Source organism: Flavobacterium sp. 9AF (assembly GCF_902506265.1).
Taxonomy (GTDB): Bacteria; Bacteroidota; Bacteroidia; order Flavobacteriales; family Flavobacteriaceae; genus Flavobacterium.
The window spans coordinates 1-25,020 of record NZ_LR733559.1; the positions used below are offsets into that span (position 1 = coordinate 1).

Here is a 25,020-nt window from a genome sequence, read left to right on the forward strand (position 1 = left end):
CTATTTCTTGAACAATTTGAAGTTTTAAAGACATGGAATAGTCTTTCTGAGTACGCTTTACATAGCTAATTTCTTGAGGTGTTTCCATAACGATGAAATTTGTGTATCGCTATTTCAGGACAAGACAATTTATAATTAAAAAAGGCGGTTTGAAATTTTCAAACCGCCTTTTGTTTTTATAAGAAAAATTAAATGGAATAAGATTCTATTCTTTCTGTATTTTCTGAAAAGTTTTCGTCAAAAACAGTATTCACAAAATTCCATTTGGATTCTACATTATTTGTCGTGAAAGTTAAAGTAAGATAACCTCTATCAGATGCATTTACATAATTAAGATCATTAATTAAAATTTGCATTGCATTTTCAAAGCCAGTAATACTAGTAGCATTAATTCCTAAATAATATTCTAGACCAGGAGATGTTACTGAAGAAGTAGCGAATTCTTTTCCTATCTCGTTAGCACTATTATCAACTAAATTATTGTACCAAGCATTATGAGTGTCACCAGCTAAACAAACTACTTTTTTACCAGCAAAGCTATTGTATAAAATTTCTCTTTCTACGGGATAACCATCCCAAGCATCTAAATTATAAGGAAGAACAGTAGTTATTCTTTCAATTTCAGTACTTGTAAGTGTTGGATCACCATTTTGATAGCGTAATTTAATAGTTACTAATTCTGTTAGGGTTTGCTGAAATTGTTGCAAAGCAGCAGGTGAACCACCTACAACAGCTCCTAAACTTAATAACATTTCAGCAGGAATGAACATTTTACCCATTAAAACTTGTTGACCCAAAACTTGCCAATGTGCAGAACTGCTAGTAACTTGTGAAATTAGCCAATTTCGTTGTGTTGTACCAAGTAAAGTACGTGTAGAATCTAACCAATCGGTTTGAAAACTAGCACTATTAAAATTACCAGTTCCATCAATATAATTGGCATAATCTAATTGTTTATCCCTAGCAACCACACGTGTATCTAACATAATTAAATTTACAAGATTACCAATGTTAAAACTTCTGTAAATTAAGCTAGTATCGTTTGAACGCAAAGGTAAAAATTCACTGTAAGCTTTAATCGCATCTGCTTTTCTAGCTTCAAAACTCCCTTCATTGGGTTGATGGTTTTCAGCTCCATCTTTATAAGTATCATTTGCAATTTCGTGATCATCCCAAACACAAATAAAAGGTTTTTTTTGGTGAGCCAATTGTAAATTTTTATCTGAACGATATTGCTTGTAACGAGTTCTATATTCTGTTAAAGTTATAATTTCGTTAGTAGGAAGATGTTCTCTACCTAATGCAACTGTATTTTCATTAGTCCCATATTGGTCTTGACCATATTCATAAATATAATCCCCTAGATGCACTATAATGTCAGCATCAGAATTAGCCATAGCTTTATAGACATTAAAAAGACCAGCTGGATAATTGGAACAAGAACAAACAGCTAATTTTATATTATCAGTTGCAATTGGTAATGTAATAGTTTCTCCCACAACAGAAACACTTCTGTCTTCTTGATTAAAGAAACGATAGTATATTTTTTTATCCGCTTCTAAATTTTGAAGTTCGATAGCTAAAGTATAATCTCTAGTATTATCAGTAATTACTTCACCACTTCTAAAAATAGCTGTAAATTGACTATCATAAGCTACTTGCCAATAAATTTTCACTTCAGGTTTGTTAGTGTTGTATCTGGTCCAAATGATAACTTGATCGTGGGTAGGATCAAAACTAGCTACACCATGAGCAAAATTATCTGGAGTATAATCTTCTGGGATGCTAAAAAAAATGCTATTATCATCACAGCTTATAAAATTTGGAGCTAAAAGAAGTCCTCCTGTGGTTAAAATGGAATTGACTAAAAATCGTCTTCTTGATAAAGAATTTTGGCTCATTACTACTATATTTAAATTTAAAGCAAAATTCAAATATTAGAATTATAAAGCTTTTACCGAATGATTAAGGAAAGATTAAATAAGTCTATAATGACTGTTGTAAATAAGGAGATCTTTAAGAAAACAATAAATCATGATTAAATTAGTAGTATACTATTATTTTTCGCCTTCCCATTCGGCATAAAATTGAGCTAAGAATTGCTCCATAAATCGGTGTCTCTCAGCTGCTATTTTTTTACCCGTTTTGGTGTTCATTTTATCTTTTAAAAGTAGTAGTTTTTCGTAGAAATGATTTAGAGTAGGCGATTCACTTTTCTTATATTCTTCTTTACTCATGTTAAGATTCGGTTGAATTTCTGGGTTATACAGCGCTCTATTTTTAAACCCTCCATAATTAAATGTACGTGCTATACCAATAGCTCCTAATGCATCTAATCGATCAGCATCTTGTACGATTTCTAATTCTTTAGAAGTATATTTTTTTTCAAAATTACCTCCTTTAAAAGAAATATTTTCAATAATAGCTACTACGGCATTTATGGTATCTGCTGCAACATTTTGGCTCACCAAAAAATCACGGGCAGTTTTAGGCCCAATGGTTTCATCTCCCTGATGAAATTTACTATCGGCAATGTCATGTAATAAAGCGCCTAGTTTTACAATTTCAAGATTGCACTCTTCCTTTTTGGCAATTAATAAAGCATTTTTATAAACACGTTCAATGTGAAACCAATCATGGCCACCTTCAGCGTTTTGTAGTTGTTCTTTTACAAAAAGAATGGTTGTATCTATTACTGTCATTTTTATACAGAAAAATTCCAAATTCTATCATTAATACATGGAATTTGGAATTTTATTTAGAGTTTAAACTATTATTTTACTAAAGCGGGTTGCACCCATTTGAAGACATGACCTGTTTCTGGTATTACTAATCTTTCAGAAACACGAGCCATTCTTGCAGGTAATTTCATTAAGAAATCTCTTGCTTTTTCAGCATCATCAGTTAGGTTAGTAATTTTATCAATTTGCCATTTGTCAATGAGTTTTTGCATGATATCTACATAATCATTTGCCGTGTAAACCCCAATTCGTTGCGCTGCATCTGAAAATTGTTCGAAAGCCGTACTTATTTTTTGTCCGGATTCTCTTAAAAAATGAGCAGGCATTGTAATTTTATGTTTCATCATGTGTTGGAAAGCCAACATCATTTCACTAGGATCTACTTCAAAGATTTTGTTTACAAAAGTACTGTAAGCTTGGTGGTGACGCATTTCATCACCTGCGATTAAACGACACATTTTAGACAACTTATTATCACCAAATTTCTTAGCCATTTGTGCTACTCGATTGTGTGAAATGTAAGTGGCTAATTCTTGAAAACTCGTATAAACAAAATTCTTGTAAGGATCGTTACTCGTACCAATGTCAAAACCATCATTGATTAGATGTTGTGTTGTCATTTCTACTTCTCTCATGTTTACTCTTCCCGATAAATATAAATATTTATTAAGAGTATCTCCATGACGATTTTCTTCACCGGTCCATTGTCTAATCCATTTACTCCAACCATTTCCACCGTTTTCTTGGCTAACACCATCAACTTCCATTAACCAAGACTCATAAGTAGGCAAAGCTTCTTCTGTAATGGTATCTCCAACTAAAACTACCCAAAAATCATAAGGTAATTCTTTTGCAATCTCTCTTAATTCGGTAACTTCATCAAAGAATTTTTCATTTTGAGAATTAGGGAGTAAATCGTTAGGTTGCCAAATTTTTTCAACTGGAATTAAAAATTCTTCCACGAAGGAATCAATTTTTTTTTCCAAAAACTGCATTACTTCTAAGCGAACATTTTTTAGGGACATTTTTTTATTTTTTAATATGATCTGTAATTACTTTTTCCGTTTTTTCAAAAATTTCTTCAAAAGTATACTCCGAAATTTTTAGAGGTTCGTGAACTTGAAATTCCAATCGATTTCCAAGTCCTAATGGAAAAGTTCCATAACGAGCTAATTTCCATGAGTTGTTAATAGTCACAGGAACAAAATAGGCATCAGGAGCAAATTTGTAAAGCATTTTTAAACCATTTACAGAAAAAGGTTTTGGTTCTCCTTTTTTTGCGCGTGTTCCTTCTGGAAATATAACGACAGAATAGTTGTTTTTATTGATAAATTCTGCACATTTTTTTATTTCTGCCAAGGCTTGTTTTCCATCTTTTCTATCAATTAAAGCAGAACCACCGTGTTTTAAGTTATAAGAAACACTTGGAATTCCTTTTCCTAATTCTTTTTTACTAATAAATTTTGGATGCCAAGCCCTTAAAAACCAAATATAAGGAGGAATATCATACAAGCTCTGATGATTGGAAACAATAATTAAAGGTTGGTTTTTAGGTAATTTTTCTCTGCCTTTAAAGTCATAAGTAGTTCCTAACAAATGAGTGGTTCGTACCAAAAATAAATTCAGAATGGCTACGCTCCATCGATGGGCATTATAACCGAAAACGTTTAAACATATCCATTGAATTACGTGAAAAACACACAGCCAAAATAAAAATAGTAGATAATATACTATAGAAATGGGATAAGAAAGAATCTTTTGCATAACACAAATAACTTTTTAACAAAGGTACTATATAAAACAAAAAAACCATCAGTAAAAGATGGTTTTCCTGTAATTTTGTTTTTTAAAATTAACAATATTCGTTATATGCGTCTTTTAGATTTTCTGCAATTAATTCCGCAGGACGACCTTCAATATGATGACGCTCAAGCATATGAACTAATTCCCCATTTTTAAATAAAGCCATACTGGGTGAAGAAGGAGGAAAAGGAAACATTTCTTCTCTTGCTGCATCAACAGCTTCTTTATCAACACCAGCAAAAACTGTAATTAAATTAGAAGGTTTTTTAGCACCATCTAAACTCATTTTTGCACCTGGACGAGCATTTCTTGCAGCACAACCACAAACAGAATTCACTACTACTAAAGTAGTGCCTTCTTTTTGAATTTCGTTTTTAACGTCTGCTGCTGTATATAATTCTTTAAAACCTGCTTCAGAAAGTTCTGCACGCATTGGTTTTACCATTTCTTCTGGATACATAATTCTTTGTATTTTAATTAATGTTGCAAAGTTACAAAGATTAAACAATTGAATATCTAATTAAATCATAAAGATTTGTTATCGCTTATTATAAAAATGAGTATACTAAATAGAACTTTAATTTCTCTTAACAAAATTTCTAGAGAATTTTTCACCTTCAGCTGTTTCTAAGGTTAAAATATAAATTCCCTCTTTTAAATCGTTAATTTTAATTTTAGATGCTACATCCGTAAGTTTTTTTATTAACGCACCATGCATGCCATAAATAGTGATTGATTTTACATTTAATTTTTCTGAATTAGTTATATTAATATAATCGCTACTTGGATTTGGATACAATTCAAACTCATCTTTATAGAAATCAGCAACACTTAAAGGAGAAGAACCTTCTAGTATTGTTAATGCTTGGTCTATATTTGGATTATTGATTACATCAACAATTCCTGAAGGCCATCTAATAATTACTTGATTAACGGTTGTTTCTGAACCAATTCCAAAATGAGCATTCATCGTACTTTGATGACTAAAACCATGACCACTTCTGATTTCTCTAATTTGTTTTCCCCAATTACCATAGATTTCAACCCTTGCACCAATACCATTACGATTACTAACAATTCCTTCTAAATTAACTTTAATCCAATGATTTGTATTAGTTGTATTATAGTAAACGATATTTCCTATTTGTACGTCCAAGAAACCATCATTGTTTAAATCGCCAATTCCACCTTCGCTAAAGCTTAAATCATATCCAGTAAAGGTTAAATCTCCATTATTAATATACAATTCTTTTCCGTTTTGCCATAGAAAATCAATCCAACCATCGTTATTAAAATCAGCTGCTTGAATTTCCCATGAACCTACTTGCGGATCAATACCAGTAGATGTATAAATATCAGTAAATGTGCCATCGCCATTATTAAGATAGAATTTATTGGTGTCTGAAATATTTGATAACAAGAAATCCATGTCACCATCATTATCAAAATCTTCAATTGCTGTTGACCAAGATTGGGCCCCATCATTAATACCTGCTATTGCACCAGTTTCAGTATAAGTACCATCGCCATTGTTTCTGTACAAAAGATTAATTCTTTGTGCATCACCCACAGGTGCACCGCCACGACATTTGGCAAGGTACATATCAATATTCCCATCATTATCGTAATCAGACCACATCGATTGATAGTTGCCTCCTACTGCTAAAGTCGGCATCAATGAAATATCGAAGACAAGATCTCCAGAGCCCATATTTCTATATGCATGACTTTGAGCCACATCATGGCATGCCCATAAATCTAAATTTCCATCATTATTAATATCAACAAAATTTGTTCTTTGTGTAAAAATATTTTGAGGATAAGGCACTTCGGAGTAATTTAGCCCTGTAGCGTCTGCCTTAATTATGGTTAGACGACTTCCACTCCCAAAAACCAAATCGTTAAGACCATTTTTATCATAATCTCCAGCCGCAATACTCCAAGTAGGCGTAGCTGTTAAACCAGGTAGAGATATGGTTGAAGTAGTAAAACCACCGCTTATATTTTGTTTTAAAATTGTCATAGTATTTGAACTTACCGTAACAATATCGTCAAGATAATCTCCGTTCATATCCACTACACAACAAATCGTAGCACTTGAAGGAATTGTTTGTTGGGTAAAACTTACAGGTGGAGCTACATAAGGAACTTCAGATAATTGAAAATCAAACCCCAAGGCACTCCATCTGTTGTCGAAAGCAATATAATAAGTTGTGCCAGGAATAGTATTGAAAATTACTCTTGATAGATAGGAATTTGTATTTCCATTATTACATTGAATGTCTCCAGAATCATCATCACCAGTTACACAAATAAGATTGGAACAATCCCCAGTATATATATGAACTCTAGTATCTTTACAGATGTTAACGGGTAAATCGGTTGTTATAGTTACAGTATAACTATTTGATGGAATATATTTGTACCATTCACCAGCTGTTGCATTGGTACTATTAATACAACTCGTTGGAGCTTCTGTTCCATCAATTTGATTTACCGTGTAAGTTCCAGCAGTTATAACGGGTGCTGAAGCACAAGTGTCTTGAGCGAAGGATTGCAGAGAAAGACTCAAGAAAAGAAGAAGTATTGTTTTTTTCATATTATGGTTTTTTATTGTGTTGTTTAATTCTAATGACAATCTGCTGGTAAGGAATTAATCCATGTTCGAATTAATTCTAAACCTTCTTCATGTACTAATGTTCTTCCAATTATAGGCATCATAATACTTTCTTCAGTTGAACTTATTCTCTGAATCATTTCTGAATGATCTGCATCACCTCCATTAATTACAAAAGGACCATTCTGAATACTAAATAGTGGAGTCATACAAAGTCCAAAAGTATTGATGTTTGTATTGCTGAAATTAAGTCTAATATCCACATAGTCACAATGTCCGCCTGTTCGATGACAATGCCCGCAGTTAATATCAATATAGGAACGTACTCTTTTTTCTAATGGTTCATTTGTGTTTTCCCAATTTACAGTAGCATTTATATTGGTAGGAGTATTAGTATCTAAAAAACCAACGTTTTTCCATTTTTCCAATTGGTTTATAGTTTCATTACCATAATTATAACCAAAATTTAAATTTTGAGGTTTTACACCTATTGGAATAGTTATTTCACCATTTTGAGATTGATTTGGATTTATTTTATGACAAGTAATACATTCTGTTTGAGAAGGAATTTTGTAAGTAGTATTTTTAGGTATTCCATTTTCAGACCATTCAATAGGAATAAAGACACCTTGTTCAGCCGTATCTAAATTAGCTTCTGTTTGTTCTTCATTCCAAATATAATCATAAGCTTTCCATCCCTCTGTTTTTCTAATTAATATTCTGGTTTCAATTATTTTTTGTGTATGATTTGGTAAAACATTATCATAATAAAAAGTTTTTATAAGAGCAGTTCCTATCGGAAATTCTAAAATATTATCATCTCCATTATAAGTAGCTTTAGTGTTTTTTGGCATCCATACAAATCTTTTTTTGTGGGCATAATCTGAAAATAAGCTACTTGCAGGAGCGTAAGGTAATACATCAAGAGAGGGAGATTGATTTTTTAATAGTCCTTCAAAGAAATGATATTCAGATAATTTATTGTATGGTACTTGCTGCAAGTTAACGGTTACTGGAGAAACTTCAGGTGAGGGTATTTCAGTATAATTAGAGTCATCATCACTACAAGAAAACAGTAATACCGAACACACCATCAGACCTAAGGTCAGATAGTATTTTTTAATCATATTTGTAAATTTAGTTTTTTAGTTGTAAAACAAATATAATTAAATTAATACAAATAACTTATATTTAGACAATTACCTTGTTTTTATTGAATGAGTCTAGATAGAAGTGCTTTTAGAAAAGGGGTTTTAGGACAGTTCCAAATCACCTGTAAATCTTCAAAAAATGTTGTTTCTTCATCTAGAAATTTAAAGATTAATTTTGGATTGCCTGATTGAAATAAATCGGAAAATAATTGCGCTCCCATTTCATTATTTTGGTACAAAACATCTATGAATAATAAGTCATAATACCAAAATTTATCTTTTACAAGTCCTTTTTGATTACTAAAATCAATATCCTTTTTTTGTAGAAGTTGCACTAAGTTTTTAGCTTTTTTATAGGCTTTTTTAAAAGTATAACCCGTGCTCGCTTTTGTCCAACCACCGGCAGAACCAATATGAACAATACTATTTGTGTTTTGTTCCCAAAAAGGGAAGCTAGTCATAGGAATATTCCCTTGTTCTTTTTCAAGAATTTCATATGCTGTAATTCCTATTTTTTGAATATAATTTTTAATTTCTTGCTCATACTCTTCTTTTTTAAGGAGCTTTTTGGAGAATAAAGTATATTCTAATAAAGCTTCATTTTTTGAAAAAGGAAGTAAATACATGAAACGGGTATTATTATTTTGTTTTACCGAAAAATCCATGAAAGTAGCCGTATCTGAATCAAAAACAGGTTCCTTAGATTTGATGAACCAGCCAATAAAATGTTGTTGTAGTAAAGGATATTTTTTTTGAGAAGTTACAATTTCAGGTTTTAATATGGAATTGAATAGAATATCTGAAGAAAAAGTGCTACTTTTTGTAGTTACTTTACATTGATTGTCAAGATCTTCAAAATAAAGAACTTCGTCCTTAAGAAAAGTAATATTAGGATTTTGACGAATTAAATTAAAAATATATTCATAAAAATCAATCCCTTTTATCATTTTGTAGGAGTAGGGAGAAATTCCCCATTTTTTATTTTCAGAAGAAGTAATAAAAGAAATTTTATCCCATTTTTTAGAAACAATAGCATCAAAAAGATGGGTTTCATCCCAAAAACACCAGGTTCTGTCGTTGGTTTTTTTGGCTTCTATATCAATGAGAAGTATCGTCTTTTCTTTAAAATAAGAAGACAAGCTCATTTCATAAACTGTTAATAACGCGGCTAAACCTGTACCAGAAAATATATAATTGTAGTGTTTCACTCTCCAAAGATATTGAATTTACGGTTTTATTTTTGGTCAAACAAACGTTAAACCTGCTCTTAAATAGCCTTTTAATTCAAAAATGCATTATTTTTGAATAGTAAAGTGATGTGTTATGTTTAAAGAATATGATAAAGCTTGGGCTAAATATGAAGAGAGCTTGTCTCTTTTACCACTGCCAATAATTTCATGGGAGTTTTACCAAATACCAAGAGCAGAACAAAAAGAGTTCAATGAAATTCAGAAGTATTGGTCGCAAAAAGTTGATTTTGCAAAAGTTAAGAAAGATAATAATCTTTCTGTTATTGTAACTGATTCTGATTTTAAAATTGTATTTGCTTCTAGTAATGTAATCCAGATGAATGGGTATCATCACAAAGAACTAATCGGCAATTCCCCAAAAATGTTTCAAGGGAATGAAACTTCTTTAGAAACCACAAAAAAAATAAGTAAAGCGATTAGTAAGCGTGAACCTTTTCAAGCGATTATTTTGAATTATAAGAAAAATGGAGCAACGTATTTTTGTAACATTGAAGCCTATCCAAAATTTAATTCTGAAGGTGTTTTTTTAAACTATATTGCTTTTGAAAAAACAGCTTAAAGCAGAGAATATCGTATTCCTAAAAACAAACGAATTCCTTGATTTGGCGCATACACATAACTAGGATCAAAAGTTAAAGCATAAGGATTATTAGGTGTTGCCATAGGATTTCCATTGGTATCAAAATCGACATCTTTATCAAACGGATCATTAGCTCTAGCTATTAAAAAAGGATTTTTTTTATTAGGTGTCCAGTTTAATAGATTTTTAATCCCTACATACCATTCAAAATTATTTCTATTCTTATAGGTAAATTGAATATTTTGGATGCTCCAAAAAGGAGAGTATTCACTTCTTGGATCTAATTCACCTAAAAGTGGTAATCGCATGGGTCCATACACATTTCCTGTATAATCAAATGTTGCATTCCATTTAGAAAGCGTGTAAGAAATACCCCAAGTAGCACTAAATTTTTCTGTTAAAATAGGGGTTGATACTATCTCATCTCTTTTGTTTTTAGAATTTAACAAGGTAAATCCTGTCATTGTTTTTAAACCAAATGGGAAAAGAAATTCTACATTTCCAGTAACACCATAGGTTTTCGAATAGCCATTTAAATTTGCATAAATAATTTGATTGGCATTCGTGTCGTAATCGGGAATGATTTGGTTTTTAAAATGAGTATACCAGCTAGAAAATTCCATTACAGATTGAATATTATCTCCTATTGAACCTTTTTTTAAGTAATTAAAATTGATGTTGAAAGATTTTTCGGGATTTAGATTTTCTTTAATAATAACGTCCCTTGATCCTGTTAATGCGGCATGTTCTTCTGTAAATAAATTAACTACTCTAAAACCAGTTCCTGCATTTATTCTAAAAATATCATTTTTAGTAGGTTTCCATCGATAAGCAATTCTTGGTGTAAAAATAAAGCCATGAATCGAATGATAATCCAATCTGGATCCAAGAAGAATATGATGTCTTTCAGATAATTTTATTTCATCTTGAACGAAAACACTACTTATCTTATTTTTCTCTGGTGCTTTTGTTGCTGTGGTGTTATCGTTATAGAATTGATAGCGATAGGCGATTCCTACCAAAAAATCGTGATTTGTAATTTTTTTGTCCCAAGTAAGCTGACCATACGCTATTTCTTGTTTTGCCTTAAAAATAGTTGTTCCATATACCGAATTTTGATTGTGATTCGTATAAGATATGGAGCTTGTAACATTTTTTATAAAGGGTAGCTCATATTTACCTAAAAATTCATATCGTTTCGTATAAATACTTTCTCCATACACTTCATCACCACCTCTGTAACTTTTGTTCCATTGCATTTCGCCGCCCCATCGGTCTTCATAAAAGAAACGACCCGCAATTGAAAATTCTTTCTCACTTTTTCTGTCCCAACTCAATTTGTTAAAAATTGAAATTCGGTCTTGTAGGGTCACATCCGTAAAATTATCATGATTGTTATCTACTGGGTTATTATAATTGAAATAATTTAATCCTAATAACGCATGCATTTTTTTACCTAAATTGTATTTTGCACCTAAATCAAGATTGTTTTCTAACCAAGACGTACTAAAAAAATCCGCATAGAGTACGGGTGCAGTCGTTGGACTTTTAGTAATAATATTGATAAGACCACCCACTGCTTCACTTCCATATAATGAAGAAGCTGGACCTTTTACAATTTCGATTCTTTCAATTAAAGAATTAGGAATTCCAGACAAACCATACACCGTTGAAAGACCACTTACGATAGGCATTCCATCAATTGTTACCATTGTATATGGCCCTTCTAATCCGTTGATATGAATATCACCCGTATTGCAAATATTGCAGTTCAGTTGAGGTCTTACACCATTTACATTTTGTAAGGCTTCAAAAATATTAGGTGTTGGATTTTTTTTCAAAAAAGCAGCGGTGTATACTTCTACAGGAACAGGTGTTTCCAATCTTGAAACGGCTTTGAGCGTTCCTGTAACAACAACTTCATCTAAGCTTTGGTTTTCTTCAAGGACAACATCTAAAATAATCGAAATATTATTATCTATAACCACTATTTTCTTTTTTGTTTTATAACCAATGAACGAAAAATGAATGGTATAACTGCCATTAGGTATATTTTCTAAAACATACATTCCATTTTCATTGGTATTTACACCCCTATTAAGTTCTGGTATAGAAACAGAAGCAAAGTCTAAAGGATCTTTTTTATCCGTTATTTTGCCCGTAATAGTGGTTTGTCCAAAAACAGAAAAATTAATTAGTAATAGAAAGACAAGTATTTTTTTCAAAATAATAAAAATAAAATTTAGACAAAACTAAAAATATTTTTTAAAACAACAGAATATAATTATTATATTTGGTTAAATTTTATTTTAAAATGACAATTTCTGAAGAAAATTATTTAAAAGTTATCTATCATTTATCATTGGTTTCCCCAAAAGGAGTTAATACTAATGCTATTGCTGGAATGTTAGATACTAAGGCTTCTTCCGTAACAGATATGCTTAAGAAATTAGCAGAGAAAGATGTGGTAACCTATAAAAAATACCAAGGTGTATCTTTAACAAATAATGGTTTATTGCAAGCCAAAAAAATTGTAAGAAGACATCGTTTGTGGGAAGTTTTTTTAGTTGAAAAATTACAATTTACTTGGGACGAAGTACACGAAATCGCGGAAGAATTAGAACACATAAAATCGGAAAAACTAATTAATAGTTTAGATGCTTATTTAGATTTTCCAGCTTTTGACCCACATGGAGACCCAATACCCAATGAAAAAGGAGAAATAAAAAAACAAGAAAAACAATTACTTTCCGAAATGCAAATAGGAATAATGTGTAAATGTGTAGGTGTTAAAGATTCTTCGGCAGATTTTTTGCAATATTTAGACAAGCAAACGATTACTTTGGGTTCAGAAATAAAGATTTTAGAGAAAGATACCTTTGACGAATTAATTAAAGTTGAAGTGGATAAGAAAGAAGTAATTCTTTCAAACAAAATAGCTATTAATTTATATGTACAATAATTATGTTTGAACAATTAATTCAATATTTAGAAAGTATAGACCCTATTATAGCTGCTTTATATGCTACTTTATTTACTTGGTTAGTTACTGCTGCTGGTGCTTCATTCGTGTTCTTTTTTAAAAATATGAATAGAACTATTTTGGATGGTATGTTAGGTTTTACTGGAGGTGTTATGGTTGCGGCCAGTTATTGGAGTTTATTATCACCTGCAATAGATATGAGCGAGGGAGAAGGGTTTGTTAAAGTGCTACCAGCTGCTATTGGATTTTTAATGGGAGCTTTGTTTCTTTTTGCATTAGATAAAACATTACCTCATTTGCATATCAACTTTAAAGAAACAGAAGGAATAAAATCTCCTTGGCAAAGAACCACTTTGTTAGTTTTAGCCATAACTCTTCACAATATACCTGAAGGACTAGCTGTAGGTGTATTATTTGGAGGTGTTGCAGCTGGAATACCAGAAGCATCCATAGCGGGTGCTGTTACTTTGGCTATAGGAATAGGAATTCAAAATTTTCCAGAAGGTATTGCAGTTTCCATGCCTTTAAGAAGAATGGGTATGAGTAGAAGAAAAAGTTTTATGTATGGACAAGCATCTGCCATTGTTGAACCTATAGCAGGAGTATTGGGCGCTGTTGCCGTATCCTTTTTTACTCCAATGCTTCCTTATGCTTTAGCTTTTGCTGCAGGAGCAATGATTTTTGTAGTAGTTGAAGAGGTAATACCAGAAACTCAGCAAGACAAGAATACCGATATAGCTACTTTGGGTTTTATTGGCGGCTTTATTGTAATGATGAGTTTAGATGTGGCTTTGGGATAATTAATGAAATTAATTATGTATTTTTGATAAACAAACAAACATAAAAATGAAACACATGAAAACCATTGTCATACTATTATCTGTTTTTTTGACACAATGTTCTTCTAAACAAAATGAAGCTTCCGATAATCAAAAAACAGAAAACCAAGAAAAGTATATAAATGAAGGCTATGAATTAAAATTAAAAAAAGTAATTGCTGATTCTAGGTGCCCAGAAGGGTTGAATTGTGTTTGGGAAGGGCAAGTAGAAATAATTGTTTCTGTATTTAAAGAGAATATTTTAATTGAGGATAAAGAATTAATTGTTAATTCTCAAACTAATGAAAAAAACATCATTTGGGCAAATAATTACAGTAAAAAACCAATTACATTTATAGGAGTTTTACCTAAAAGAATAAAAGATCAAGAAATTAAAGATGCTGATTATGAGTTGTTAATAAAGTATGATTAATGGCAAGAACAATCTTCTCCACAAGATTTAGATTTTTTAGATTTCTTTTTCCAAAAAAGTTTTTTAATTAAAAAAGCTATGGCAATTGTAAGTATTGCATAAACTAAAAATTGTTGAAAATCCATGTTTTGTAAAATTTAAAAATAAACACCAGCGCCTAAAGTTACAAAATTATAGGTAGGAGTAGCTATTTTTAGGTGTTCAAATCCTAAAATAATAAAATAATTTTTTTTATGAAATCTGCTTTGCAATTCAAAAGCATTAACGGGATTACTATTTATTTTACTCCATTTAGCACTTCCAAAAAAGCTAATATTTTTGTCTAAGAAGAAATCAGTAGAAACACCATATGAAAAAGCAGTTTTTCTTACTTCATTTCCAATATAACTTATTCCTAGATTCCATCCTAAATTAAATTTATCCATTCTAATTCTATCATAACCAATAGTGTAATGAGATAGGTAAAGCTGATATTTTGTGTCATTTGTAAAGTCAAACTCATAAATTTGTCTAAAATCGGTTTGAAAATAAAAATATTGAAAAGGTCTAATTTTAGCTTTAAAATGATTTCCCATTAAGTTTTTGTTACTATATATAAAAACATCTTCAATATCAATTCTAATTTTACTTTTAGACAGGGTATCATCACTATTGAAATTGCCATAATTGCCGTCATAATAGGGATAGCGACTCACATTATTAAATAAGTGCTCTTCATTTTTATAATCACCTATAATGCCATATTTAAAAACAGCAAAAGTGGCGTCAATAAATATTCCTAAAACAAGACCTCCCGAAGTTTCGTTATTACTCGAGGAAGAATTATTTTTACTTGAAGTGGAATTATTTTCCTGTTTAACTGCTGATTTTTCTGTTAACTCTTGCTTCGATTTTTCAATTTTTTTTTGGCTGAAAATTTTATATGGACAAAGCATGCAAAATAGAATAACTATTAAAGTCGTTTTTCGATACATAAGAAAAATTTAAAGATATCTATCAAAAATTACACCAAATTATTTTAAAATTTGATAAACTACTAAAGCGGTGACATAAGCAAAACCACTCATAAAAATAAATTGTAACAGAGGCCATTTCCAAGAATTGGTCTCTTTTTTTACGATAGCAATGGTCGACATACACTGCATTGCAAAAGCATAGAAAAGTAATAAAGACATTCCAGAAGCAAAATTGAATATCTTTTCTCCGGTTATAGGATGTACTTCTGCAGCCATTCTGTTTTTAATAGTCACTTCTTCTTCACTATGATTTCCCACATTATAAATAGTAGCTAAAGTGCCTACAAATACTTCTCTAGCGGCAAAAGAACTGATGACTGCTATCCCTATTTTCCAATCGTAACCCAATGGTTTGATAACAGGTTCAATGGTTTTTCCTAATATACCAATATAAGAATGTTCTAATTTATAACTGTTAATTTTATTTTCAAGTTGTTCTGTATCGATAGAATTATTGTCTTTTTTTAATTCTGATGAAACAATTGCTTCCGCATTTTTAAAATCTTTATTTGGGCCATGAGAACCTAAAAACCATAAAATAATAGATAATGCTAAAATGATCTTACCTGCACCAGCAACAAAAGCTTTTGTTTTTTCTATCACATTTAAAGCTACATTTTTAAACATTGGCACTTTGTAAGAAGGCATTTCAATTACAAAGTAAGATTTACAATTGAGTTTTAGGAAATAATTTAAAATACTAGCAGAAAGAACGGCCATTCCAAATCCAATCAAATAAAGTAACATAAGTGTTAGACCTTGTAAACTTAAAAAACCAAATACTCTTTTTTCAGGAATGATTAAAGAAATTAAAATAGCATAGACAGGTAATCGAGCAGAGCAAGTTGTAAAGGGTGTAACCAAAATAGTAATCAATCTTTCTTTCCAGTTTTCAATATTTCTTGCTCCCATAATGGCAGGAATAGCACAAGCTGTTCCAGAAATTAAAGGGACAATACTTTTACCTGAAAGACCAAAACGTCTCATAATTTTATCCATTAAAAAGACCACACGACTCATGTAACCACTTTCTTCTAAAACAGAAATAAATAAGAATAGAAAGGCAATTTGTGGAATAAAAATAACAATACCACTTATGCCAGGAATGATTCCTTCACTTAACAAGTTGGTAAATTCACCCGCTGGTAAATGATTTTTAGCATAAGCACTTAATGAAGTAAAAGAGGAATCTATAAAATCCATGGGTACGGTACTCCAATCAAAAATAGATTGAAAAATGAGAAGTAAAATGCTAAAAAATATTAAGTAGCCAAAAATTTTATGAGTAAGAATGCGGTCTAATTTAGCTCTTAAATCGGAAGCTTTAGTTGCATCAATTTTTTGACCAATTTTTAAAGTATCATTAATAAATTGATATCTTTTAATGGTTTCTTTTTGTTGTAATCTTTTTAAATCGGAATGCGATTTTGTAAACGAACTTTTAATTTGATTCCGCTCTAGATTTAGAAAATTAACATCCTGTGTGATTACGAGCCATAACTTGTACAAAAGTTGGTTAGGGAAAGCCCTTCTAAGATTGTTGAAATATTCTGGATCTATTATAGAAGCGTTTAAACAGGGTTGAGTTGACAAAGATTCATAATTTAATATCAATGATTTCAATTCATTAATTCCTGTTTTTTTTCTAGAACTTACTAGAGCAATTTTCGTTTTTAATTCTCTTTCTAAAACAGGAATATCAAATTCAATTCCTTTTAATGACATTCGATCAGCCATATTAATAACTAAAATGGTAGGAATCTCTAAATCTTTTATTTGGGTAAAAAGGAGTAAATTACGTTTAATATTTTCCACTTCGGTTACCACTACAGCAACATCTGGAAAATCTTCATCATTTTTGTTTAAAAGTAATTCAATAACCACATTTTCATCTATAGAACTTGCATTTAAACTATAGGTTCCTGGTAAATCTATAATTTTTGCTTTAACTGCATCGGACAGTTTACTAATCCCTTGTTTCTTTTCTACAGTGATACCTGGATAATTTCCGACTTGTTGATTTAAACCAGTTAATTGATTAAAAACAGATGTTTTACCTACATTAGGATTACCAATTAATGCAACTTTTATAATTGATTTGGACATGAATTAAATCTTAATTTCTAAGCTAACAATTATCTGTTTAGCAGTTTCTTTACGAATAGCTACATGAGAATCGTTGATGTTAAAATAAAAAGGATCACCAAAAGGTGCAACTTGAATTAATTCAATAAAATTGCCTGGTAAACATCCCATTTCAAGTAATTTTAAAGGAATCTCGTCCACATTTATTTCACTAATGTAGGCTTTCTCTCCTCTTTTTAAATCTGACAACTTTTTTTCCAAACTTATTTAGATTGAATTAAAATACAAAAATAGTTAATATTTAGGAACTGTAGGAGTGTTTTGAAGAAAATTATTATTCTTGACTAAGAAAAAGGATGTCTTCATAAAGTTTCATTACTTCTTCTAAATTTGTTCCATCATAAAACCCTCTAATTCTCCTCTGTTGATCAATGAGCACAAAATTTTCTGTATGAACCATATCATACAGCTCTTCTGGTCTTCCTGTTTTAACAACTAAATAGGATTTTCTCGCAATATAATAAATGTCTTTTTTGTCTCCAGTTACTAAATTCCACTTAGAATCAATAACTCCTTTTTCATTAGCATAGGCTTTCAATACAGGAACACTATCAATGTCTGGTGTAACAGAATGTGAGAGCAACATTACTTTAGGGTTGTTTTTAATTTTTTCTTGTAACCAAACCATGTTATCTGTCATAATTGGGCAAATAGAAGGACAAGTGGTAAAGAAAAAATCGGCCACATATATTTTGTCTTTATAATCGTCTTGAGTAATTATCTTTCCATTTTGATTGGTAAAAGCAAAATCAGGTATAGTATGATTATAACCAATATGTTGTATGGTAGAATCTACCAATTCTGGATTTACATCTCTAGGAGTATATACTTTTAATCTTTTTTGAGGTTGTAAAAGAAGGTATATACTAATAAAAATTACAATACACAAAATCGAAAAAAAAAGTATAAAACCGAAGTGTTTTTTTTGATAGAGCTTCATAACAAAATGCAAATTTAAAGTTTTCAAAGATATAAATAGCCATACACTTGTTAATCTTTTAAAAACCGAATTTTTTTTAACCAAATCTATTTATATTTGCAAAATTTGAAAATTAATAGTTAATATTATGAAAAACAAATACTTGCTTTTATTGCTTTCAACTACTATAGGCTTTTCACAGTACTTTTCATCCGCACCTTGGAAAATAAATAGTAATGTAGCAAAAAAAGAAAAATTAACTCTTGAAGAAGAAGTGGCTATTTTTAATGAATATTGGTCAACAAGAGATAAAAATGTAAAAGGTTCTGGGCATAAACCTTTTAAGAGATGGGAAAATTATTGGAAAAATTTGGTAGATGATCAAGGGTATATCGTTTCTCCATCAGAATTTTATCAAGCATGGCAAGAAAAAAATACTGTTAAATTGAATAAAAATGGTAATGCTGTTTTTTCTTTACCTCCAAGTAATTGGCAGCCTGTAGGACCATTAACGCACACTAATACAGGTTCTTGGTCTTCTGGACAAGGAAGAGTAAATGTAGTCTATCAAGATCCTAACAATGCAAATACAGTTTATATTGGTTCTCCAGCTGGAGGAATTTGGAAATCTACAGATGCTGGTGTGAATTGGACACCAATGTCTGACTATCTTCCACAAATTGGAGTTTCAGGAATTGTAGTGGATCATACCAATTCGAATGTAATTTATATAGCCACAGGTGATAATGATGGTAATGACACCTATTCTGTAGGCGTTTTAAAATCTACAGATGGCGGTACTACATGGAATACTACAGGTTTATCTTTTACTACGACAAATAGATATGTGGGCGATATTATTATGCACCCAACAAACAATTTAATTTTGTTTTGTGCTACTAGTGTAGGACTATATAAAACAACAAATGGAGGAAGTACTTGGACAAACGTGAGGTCTGGAAATTTTTCAAAAGGTTCAGTTCGTTTTAAACCTAATGATCCAAGCGTAGTTTATTGTGTTACTAATACTATATTTTATAAATCTACAGATACAGGAAGTACATTTACCCAAATTACTTCTGGATTACCATCTACCTCTAGCCGCTTGCGATTAGATGTAACTCCTGCAAATCCAAATTATGTATATATACTGAGTCATTGGGATAATTTACCCGCATTTGACCCAGCTACAGATCCAGATGACAACAGAAATGGTTTTCAAGGGATTTACAGATCTGAAAATAGTGGTGATAACTTTACTTTAAGAAATAACACAACAAATATTCTTGAAAGTAATCAGGCTTATTATGATTTGGCTTTAGCAGTTTCCGATACCAATGCTGAAGAAGTGTACACAGGATGTTTAAATATTTGGAAATCTACAAATGGAGGAACTAACTTCACAAAATTAAACAATTGGAGTTCGCCAACTGCTGCGACATATACCCATGCCGATATCCATTTTTTAAAATTTTATAACGGAAACTTATTTTGTGGAAGTGATGGAGGTGTTTATAAATCTACAAATGCGGGAACAAGTTTTACCGATTTAACAGCAACTGCTCAAATCAGTCAATATTACAAAATAGCCGTTTCGAAACAATCTGCTGGAAATATGGTAGGTGGTCTTCAAGATAATGGAGGATATGCATATAGTAGTGGAAATTGGAAAAATTATTATGGTGCAGATGGTATGGATACTGCTATTAATTCTAACGATAAGAATGCCTACTATGGATTTATTCAATATGGAGGAACACTTTATTTATCTAATAATGCTGGAAATAACATCACAAGTATTGTAAGTGCACCTAGTGCTGAAACTGGAACTTTTGACGATGGAGGAAATTGGATTACTCCTTTAAAAGGGAATAATTCTGGAGAAATTTTCTCTGGTTACGGAAGATTATATAAATTAGTTGCAAATAATTGGGTACAACAAAGTTCGGGAACAATTGGTTCCGGAGATATTGAAAATATAGAAATTTCTCCAGTAAATGACGATATTATGTATGTTTCTAATGGAACAACTTTGTTTTTAAGTATAGATAGAGGAATTAATTTCAATCCAGTTTATACAGCAGCATCAACCATTACATCAATTGAATGTCATAGTAGTAATTCAAATATACTTTACTTAACTACTCAAGGTACGACAGGAAAGGTTTTAGTATCTAATGATGCAGGATTCAATTTTAATGATATTACCTCTGGAATTCCAAATATTGGAAAAAATGTAATTGTGCATCAAGGACAAAACACGGATAATCCTATCTATGTAGGAACAAGTTTAGGTGTATTTTATAAAGACGACACGATGGCTACTTTCCAAGCATTTGATACCAATTTACCCAATGTTTCTGTAACTGACTTAGAGATAAATTTAAATGATGCTAAATTAGTGGCAGCTACTTATGGTAGAGGAATTTGGCAAACAGATATTCCTGTACAAGTTCCAAATGATGATGTTAAATTAGTACAGATACAAAGTCCTAGAATTTTGTATAATTGTGGTTCAAGTGTAATTCCAGAAATTGAAATCAAAAACAATGGTCAGAATACAATTACTTCTGTAAATTTTAACTATACGGTTGATACTACCCCTTATTCTTATACTTGGAATGGTAATTTAGCGTCCTTAGCAACAACAATAATTAATTTACCGGCTATTACAGGATTAACTAAAGGAGATCATAATTTATCTGTATCAACTACAATAACTAATGATGCATTTCCTGATAATAATGATGCAAACATTACATTTGAAATAAACGAAATAGGTGGTATTGGTATTGTTAATACATTTTCTTCCACAACAGATGAATTAATTTCATTTAATGAAGGGAGTGCTGGTTCACAATGGGTTAGAACTGTACGCACTGGAGGATTAATGGATAGCGCTGGCAATTCTGTTTACTCTACAAACTTGTCAAATAATTACCCAAACAATATCAAATCTTATTTGGTATCTCAATGTTATGATTTAACTTCGATTTCAAATCCTGAAATTAGATTTTCTTTAAAATATGATTTAGAACTAAACTGGGACATAGTTTATGTCGAATATTCTACAGATTTTGGTTCAAACTGGAGCGTGCTTGGTGAAATGGGGCCAAATTGGTATAATAGTGATAGAACAAACGCTTCTTCTGGTGCTTCAGATGATTGTCAAAATTGTCCTGGAGCTCAATGGACTGGTACAAATAGCGTAAATACCTCTTATTTCTATCCTTTAAATGCTTTCAACGCTGAAACAAATATTATTTTTAGAATTGTCTTCCATTCTGACGAATCAGTTAATAAAACGGGTGCGAATATAGATGATTTTGTTATTAATGGAACCGTATTGTCTTCTTCTTCATTTGAATTAGATTCAATCACTGTTTATCCAAACCCTTCAAATGGTTTGTTTACGATTAACACTAAAAATATCGAAATTAATTCCCTTGAAGTATTTGATATAACGGGTAAAAGAATATTAGAAAGAAAAATACATCAATCTCAAGAGGAGATAGATGTAAATTTATCTAACGCTTCAAATGGTGTATATTTTATGAAAATAAATACCGAAACTGGAATAATCACAAAAAGAATTTTAAAGAAATAATTATTATCAAACAAAAAAGTTGGTCTTTAGGCCAACTTTTTTGTTTTAATTTCTATGCGTATGAACAAAAAAATACTTTTAATTACCGTATTATTATTTTCATTCAGCTATGCTCAAAAAGGTAGTAATTCTGCAAAAAAAAAGGAAATCAAAAAGACTATTTATTTAAAAAAGAATTATTCATCACAAGAAGCATTATCTAAATTTTCAAAAGAATATGGTTTGGATGAATATTATACTTTTAAATCTATATATAGCAATACAGATAGAACGGGTCAAAAGCATGAAAAATTTCAAGAGTTTTATAAAAATTTAAAAGTAGAATTTGGAACAGCAATTGTACATTCTAAAGAGAATAAAGCCTCAATGGTAAATGGAGAATTATATTCTGTATCTAACTTGTCAATAATTCCTAAAGTATCTAAAAATGAAGGTTTGGAAATAGCAATAAAAAAAGTAAATGCCAAATCTTATTTATGGGAAAATGAAATACAATCCCAATTAATGGAATATAAAAAACCATTAGGTGAATTAGTAATATTTCCAAATACAAATTCTCAAAGTATACATTTGGCTTACAAATACGATATTTATGCTACCAATCCTATTTCAAGACAAGAGGTATATGTTGATGCAATAAATGGAAATATTTTATTTTCTAATCCAATTATAAAACACGCTATTAGTTTAGTATCCAAAAAAGAAATGGAAAGAGAAAAACAATTAGTAGAAAGAAAAATTACTTTAAATCAAGGTACAGCAGATACAAGATATAGTGGAACCAGAAACATTGAAACAACCTTTAACGAAGAAGACAATCAATATGTTTTAAGAGACCAAACTAGAGGACAAGGCATTCTTACTTTTAATTGTCAAAATTCTAACAGTTTTCAAAATTTAGATTTTACAGACGATGATAATTATTGGTCAGCAACCGAATATGATAATGTTGCTAAAGATAATGGAGCTTTAGATGCTCATTGGGGAGCTGAAAAAACATATGATTTTTGGTTCACCACTTTTGGTAGAAATAGTTTTGATGACAATGGTGGTATCATAAGAAGCTATGTTCACTATGGAACCAATTATAATAACGCCAGTTGGAATGGTTTTGCAATGAGTTATGGAGATGGAACAGCTTATGATATCTTAACATCAATAGATGTTTGTGGCCATGAAATAGGCCATGCTATTTGTACTTACACTGCAAATCTAGTTTATCAAAATGAATCTGGAGCAATGAATGAAGGGTTTTCAGATATTTGGGGAGCATGTGTTGAACATTATGGTAAAACGGGAAGTCTAACGAACCCAATTTCGTCTTCTGTATGGTTAATAGGAGAAGACATTAGCGCTTCAGCATTACGATCTATGCAAGATCCAAATTCTATTAATGCTCCAGATACCTATCAAGGCACACATTGGTATATTGGTACAGGAGATAGTGGAGGAGTACATACTAATTCTGGGGTTATGAATCACTGGTTTTATATACTTTCAGTAGGAGAAACTGGAACTAATAATGCCTCTTCACCAGATACTTATTCTGTAACAGGTATTGGAATTGAAAAAGCAGCAGAAATTGCTTATTTAGCAGAAAGGGATTATTTAACACCTAATTCAACATATATAGATGCTCGAAATGCAACAATTTGGGTAGCAAACAATTTGTATTGTTCAAATAGTCCTGAAGCAATCGCAGTTACTAATGCTTGGTTTGCTGTAAATGTTGGAGAAGAATATGTTGCTTTTACCGATGATGTTGCGATTGAGTCTATAACTATTCCTGAAACTATCTCATGTACTTCTTCTTCTATTACTTCTTCTATTATACTAAAAAATCAAGGATTGAACTCCATCTCTTCAATAGAAATAGCCTATATGGTAGATAGTAATCCTTCCGTAAATGAAATTTGGAATGGGAATCTATCTCCTTGTGATGAAATCAATTATCCCATTACAATTAGTGGATTAACAAGAGGAACTCATCTATTAAATGTTACAGTTACTATTTTGAACGATGGAAGACCTGAAAATAATTCTCAAGAAAATGTTCTACTAATTAACGACCAAGGAACTGTGGGTTGGATAAACTCGTTTTCAAATAGCTCGGATGAATTAATTTCTTATATCGAAGGAGATTCAGGGTTTTTATGGAAAAGAGGTATGCATACCGACAATATTTTAAACGATATGGATAGTAATGGCAATAGTGTTTATACAACCAATTTTTCTGGAAACTATCCAGATAATACAAAAGCATATTTAGTTTCTCAATGTTATAATTTATCTACTATTTCAAATCCAGAAATCAGTTTTACAATGAAATATGATTTAGAAAATAATTGGGATATTGTATATGTAGAATATTCAACCAATTTTGGAGCTAATTGGCAAGTATTGGGATATAATGATAGCATCAATTGGATCAATTGGTACAATAGTGACAGAACACAATTAACAACAGGGAATGACTGTTACAATTGTCCAGGTGCTCAATGGACAGGAACAAACACTACATTGACCACTTACACTTATCCTTTGCAAACGCTTACTAATGAATCTAATGTGATTTTTAGAATCGTTTTTCATTCCGACCAAGCTGTGAATGCTTTAGGAGTGAATATTGATGACTTTGTGATAAATGGAACGCTGTCATTAGAAGGTTTTATGACAAACGAATTAACTATTTTTCCTAATCCTTCTAAAGGTATTTATACTGTAATGTTAGACAATCTTAAAATGAATACCATTAAGGTTTACGATATAAGTGGAAAATGTGTTGCATTTAAATCCAATCTTTTACTGAATCAAGAGAGCACTGAAATAGATTTAACCACGCTTTCAAAAGGAATATATTTTATACAAGTTTATACAGATAAAGGCATCGTTTCTAAAAGAATTGTTAAAGAATAATAACATTTTTTTAAGGAAGAAGCAAATAAGGTATATTTGTC

General features: G+C 30.9%; 20 protein-coding genes. 6 read left to right on the forward strand and 14 right to left on the reverse strand.

Features of this window, described 5'->3' with window-relative positions:
- Nucleotides 1-188: 188 nt before the first annotated feature.
- From HALO113_RS13555 to HALO113_RS13590, 8 genes are all read right to left on the reverse strand, one after another.
- The gene (locus tag HALO113_RS13555) at nucleotides 189-1,901 is read right to left on the reverse strand and encodes an alkaline phosphatase (RefSeq protein ID WP_159779631.1); all 1,713 of its coding nucleotides are present in this window, start codon (nucleotides 1,899-1,901) and stop codon (nucleotides 189-191) included.
- Nucleotides 1,902-2,057: 156 nt separating this feature from the next.
- A complete protein-coding gene (locus tag HALO113_RS13560) occupies nucleotides 2,058-2,702 on the reverse strand; it encodes an HD domain-containing protein (protein WP_159779632.1) in 645 nt (214 codons plus the stop codon).
- Nucleotides 2,703-2,773: 71 nt separating this feature from the next.
- Entirely contained in the window at nucleotides 2,774-3,766 is a 993-nt protein-coding gene (locus HALO113_RS13565; protein ID WP_159779633.1) for an acyl-ACP desaturase, read from the reverse strand.
- A 4-nt stretch (nucleotides 3,767-3,770) separates the two neighbouring features.
- Nucleotides 3,771-4,505, reverse strand: coding sequence for a 1-acyl-sn-glycerol-3-phosphate acyltransferase (locus HALO113_RS13570; RefSeq protein WP_159779634.1), 735 nt, complete (start codon nucleotides 4,503-4,505; stop codon nucleotides 3,771-3,773).
- 88 nt (nucleotides 4,506-4,593) lie between these two features.
- Nucleotides 4,594-5,004, reverse strand: coding sequence for a BrxA/BrxB family bacilliredoxin (locus HALO113_RS13575; protein ID WP_140997914.1), 411 nt, complete (start codon nucleotides 5,002-5,004; stop codon nucleotides 4,594-4,596).
- A gap of 117 nt (nucleotides 5,005-5,121) precedes the next feature.
- Nucleotides 5,122-7,143 (reverse strand): FG-GAP-like repeat-containing protein, encoded by a 2,022-nt coding sequence (locus HALO113_RS13580; RefSeq protein WP_159779635.1) that lies wholly within the window; start codon nucleotides 7,141-7,143, stop codon nucleotides 5,122-5,124.
- 29 nt (nucleotides 7,144-7,172) lie between these two features.
- On the reverse strand, nucleotides 7,173-8,288 hold the full coding sequence (locus HALO113_RS13585) for a hypothetical protein (protein WP_159779636.1): 1,116 nt from the start codon (nucleotides 8,286-8,288) through the stop codon (nucleotides 7,173-7,175).
- Between the two features lie 83 nt (nucleotides 8,289-8,371).
- Nucleotides 8,372-9,520, reverse strand: a complete 1,149-nt coding sequence (locus tag HALO113_RS13590; RefSeq protein ID WP_159779637.1) for a lycopene cyclase family protein — start codon at nucleotides 9,518-9,520, stop codon at nucleotides 8,372-8,374.
- A 115-nt stretch (nucleotides 9,521-9,635) separates the two neighbouring features.
- Between HALO113_RS13590 and HALO113_RS13595 the strand changes: the two genes are divergently transcribed.
- Complete coding sequence (locus HALO113_RS13595) at nucleotides 9,636-10,121, forward strand: PAS domain-containing protein (protein ID WP_159779638.1); 486 nt, start codon at nucleotides 9,636-9,638, stop codon at nucleotides 10,119-10,121.
- Here the strand turns inward: HALO113_RS13595 and HALO113_RS13600 are convergent.
- On the reverse strand, nucleotides 10,118-12,367 hold the full coding sequence (locus HALO113_RS13600; protein WP_370519385.1) for a TonB-dependent receptor domain-containing protein: 2,250 nt from the start codon (nucleotides 12,365-12,367) through the stop codon (nucleotides 10,118-10,120). The two genes, HALO113_RS13595 and HALO113_RS13600, sit on opposite strands and share 4 nt — an antisense overlap.
- 89 nt (nucleotides 12,368-12,456) lie before the next feature.
- Between HALO113_RS13600 and HALO113_RS13605 the strand changes: the two genes are divergently transcribed.
- From HALO113_RS13605 to HALO113_RS13615, 3 genes are read left to right on the forward strand one after another with little or no spacing between them, the layout of a single operon-like run.
- Nucleotides 12,457-13,104 (forward strand): metal-dependent transcriptional regulator, encoded by a 648-nt coding sequence (locus HALO113_RS13605; protein WP_159779639.1) that lies wholly within the window; start codon nucleotides 12,457-12,459, stop codon nucleotides 13,102-13,104.
- Between the two features lie 2 nt (nucleotides 13,105-13,106).
- Nucleotides 13,107-13,925 (forward strand): ZIP family metal transporter, encoded by an 819-nt coding sequence (locus HALO113_RS13610; protein ID WP_159779640.1) that lies wholly within the window; start codon nucleotides 13,107-13,109, stop codon nucleotides 13,923-13,925.
- Between the two features lie 55 nt (nucleotides 13,926-13,980).
- Nucleotides 13,981-14,376, forward strand: a complete 396-nt coding sequence (locus HALO113_RS13615) for a hypothetical protein (RefSeq protein WP_159779641.1) — start codon at nucleotides 13,981-13,983, stop codon at nucleotides 14,374-14,376.
- Here the strand turns inward: HALO113_RS13615 and HALO113_RS13620 are convergent.
- The 5 genes from HALO113_RS13620 to HALO113_RS13640 all read right to left on the reverse strand — a co-directional run bounded on the left by HALO113_RS13620 (nucleotide 14,373) and on the right by HALO113_RS13640 (nucleotide 18,477).
- A complete protein-coding gene (locus HALO113_RS13620) occupies nucleotides 14,373-14,501 on the reverse strand; it encodes a FeoB-associated Cys-rich membrane protein (protein WP_159779642.1) in 129 nt (42 codons plus the stop codon). The genes HALO113_RS13615 and HALO113_RS13620 overlap by 4 nt on opposite strands.
- 12 nt (nucleotides 14,502-14,513) lie before the next feature.
- The gene (locus HALO113_RS13625; RefSeq protein ID WP_159779643.1) at nucleotides 14,514-15,350 is read right to left on the reverse strand and encodes a hypothetical protein; all 837 of its coding nucleotides are present in this window, start codon (nucleotides 15,348-15,350) and stop codon (nucleotides 14,514-14,516) included.
- 39 nt (nucleotides 15,351-15,389) lie between these two features.
- A complete protein-coding gene (gene feoB / locus HALO113_RS13630; RefSeq protein ID WP_159779644.1) occupies nucleotides 15,390-17,498 on the reverse strand; it encodes a ferrous iron transport protein B in 2,109 nt (702 codons plus the stop codon).
- Between the two features lie 3 nt (nucleotides 17,499-17,501).
- Nucleotides 17,502-17,738, reverse strand: a complete 237-nt coding sequence (locus HALO113_RS13635; RefSeq protein ID WP_159779645.1) for a FeoA family protein — start codon at nucleotides 17,736-17,738, stop codon at nucleotides 17,502-17,504.
- A 73-nt stretch (nucleotides 17,739-17,811) separates the two neighbouring features.
- Nucleotides 17,812-18,477: an SCO family protein gene (locus tag HALO113_RS13640; RefSeq protein ID WP_159779646.1), complete on the reverse strand. Its 666-nt coding sequence runs from the start codon at nucleotides 18,475-18,477 to the stop codon at nucleotides 17,812-17,814.
- A 127-nt stretch (nucleotides 18,478-18,604) separates the two neighbouring features.
- Here HALO113_RS13640 and HALO113_RS13645 point away from each other — a divergent pair, with 127 nt between their 5' ends.
- Together HALO113_RS13645 and HALO113_RS13650 are read left to right on the forward strand one after the other, a co-directional pair.
- On the forward strand, nucleotides 18,605-22,063 hold the full coding sequence (locus tag HALO113_RS13645) for a T9SS type A sorting domain-containing protein (protein WP_159779647.1): 3,459 nt from the start codon (nucleotides 18,605-18,607) through the stop codon (nucleotides 22,061-22,063).
- 60 nt (nucleotides 22,064-22,123) lie between these two features.
- A complete protein-coding gene (locus HALO113_RS13650) occupies nucleotides 22,124-24,979 on the forward strand; it encodes a M4 family metallopeptidase (protein WP_159779648.1) in 2,856 nt (951 codons plus the stop codon).
- Nucleotides 24,980-25,020 lie beyond the last annotated feature (41 nt).

Excerpts from the sequence above, each read along its gene's own strand:
- HALO113_RS13555 (WP_159779631.1), bottom strand. The coding sequence starts at position 1,901 with ATGAGCCAAAATTCTTTATCAAGAAGACGATTTTTAGTCAATTCCATT.
- HALO113_RS13560 (WP_159779632.1), bottom strand. The coding sequence starts at position 2,702 with ATGACAGTAATAGATACAACCATTCTTTTTGTAAAAGAACAACTACAA.
- HALO113_RS13565 (WP_159779633.1), bottom strand. The coding sequence starts at position 3,766 with ATGTCCCTAAAAAATGTTCGCTTAGAAGTAATGCAGTTTTTGGAAAAA.
- HALO113_RS13570 (WP_159779634.1), bottom strand. The coding sequence starts at position 4,505 with ATGCAAAAGATTCTTTCTTATCCCATTTCTATAGTATATTATCTACTA.
- HALO113_RS13575 (WP_140997914.1), bottom strand. The coding sequence starts at position 5,004 with ATGTATCCAGAAGAAATGGTAAAACCAATGCGTGCAGAACTTTCTGAA.
- HALO113_RS13580 (WP_159779635.1), bottom strand. The coding sequence starts at position 7,143 with ATGAAAAAAACAATACTTCTTCTTTTCTTGAGTCTTTCTCTGCAATCC.
- HALO113_RS13585 (WP_159779636.1), bottom strand. The coding sequence starts at position 8,288 with ATGATTAAAAAATACTATCTGACCTTAGGTCTGATGGTGTGTTCGGTA.
- HALO113_RS13595 (WP_159779638.1), top strand. The coding sequence starts at position 9,636 with ATGTTTAAAGAATATGATAAAGCTTGGGCTAAATATGAAGAGAGCTTG.
- HALO113_RS13605 (WP_159779639.1), top strand. The coding sequence starts at position 12,457 with ATGACAATTTCTGAAGAAAATTATTTAAAAGTTATCTATCATTTATCA.
- HALO113_RS13610 (WP_159779640.1), top strand. The coding sequence starts at position 13,107 with ATGTTTGAACAATTAATTCAATATTTAGAAAGTATAGACCCTATTATA.
- HALO113_RS13615 (WP_159779641.1), top strand. The coding sequence starts at position 13,981 with ATGAAAACCATTGTCATACTATTATCTGTTTTTTTGACACAATGTTCT.
- HALO113_RS13620 (WP_159779642.1), bottom strand. The coding sequence starts at position 14,501 with ATGGATTTTCAACAATTTTTAGTTTATGCAATACTTACAATTGCCATA.
- HALO113_RS13625 (WP_159779643.1), bottom strand. The coding sequence starts at position 15,350 with ATGTATCGAAAAACGACTTTAATAGTTATTCTATTTTGCATGCTTTGT.
- feoB (WP_159779644.1), bottom strand. The coding sequence starts at position 17,498 with ATGTCCAAATCAATTATAAAAGTTGCATTAATTGGTAATCCTAATGTA.
- HALO113_RS13640 (WP_159779646.1), bottom strand. The coding sequence starts at position 18,477 with ATGAAGCTCTATCAAAAAAAACACTTCGGTTTTATACTTTTTTTTTCG.
- HALO113_RS13645 (WP_159779647.1), top strand. The coding sequence starts at position 18,605 with ATGAAAAACAAATACTTGCTTTTATTGCTTTCAACTACTATAGGCTTT.
- HALO113_RS13650 (WP_159779648.1), top strand. The coding sequence starts at position 22,124 with ATGAACAAAAAAATACTTTTAATTACCGTATTATTATTTTCATTCAGC.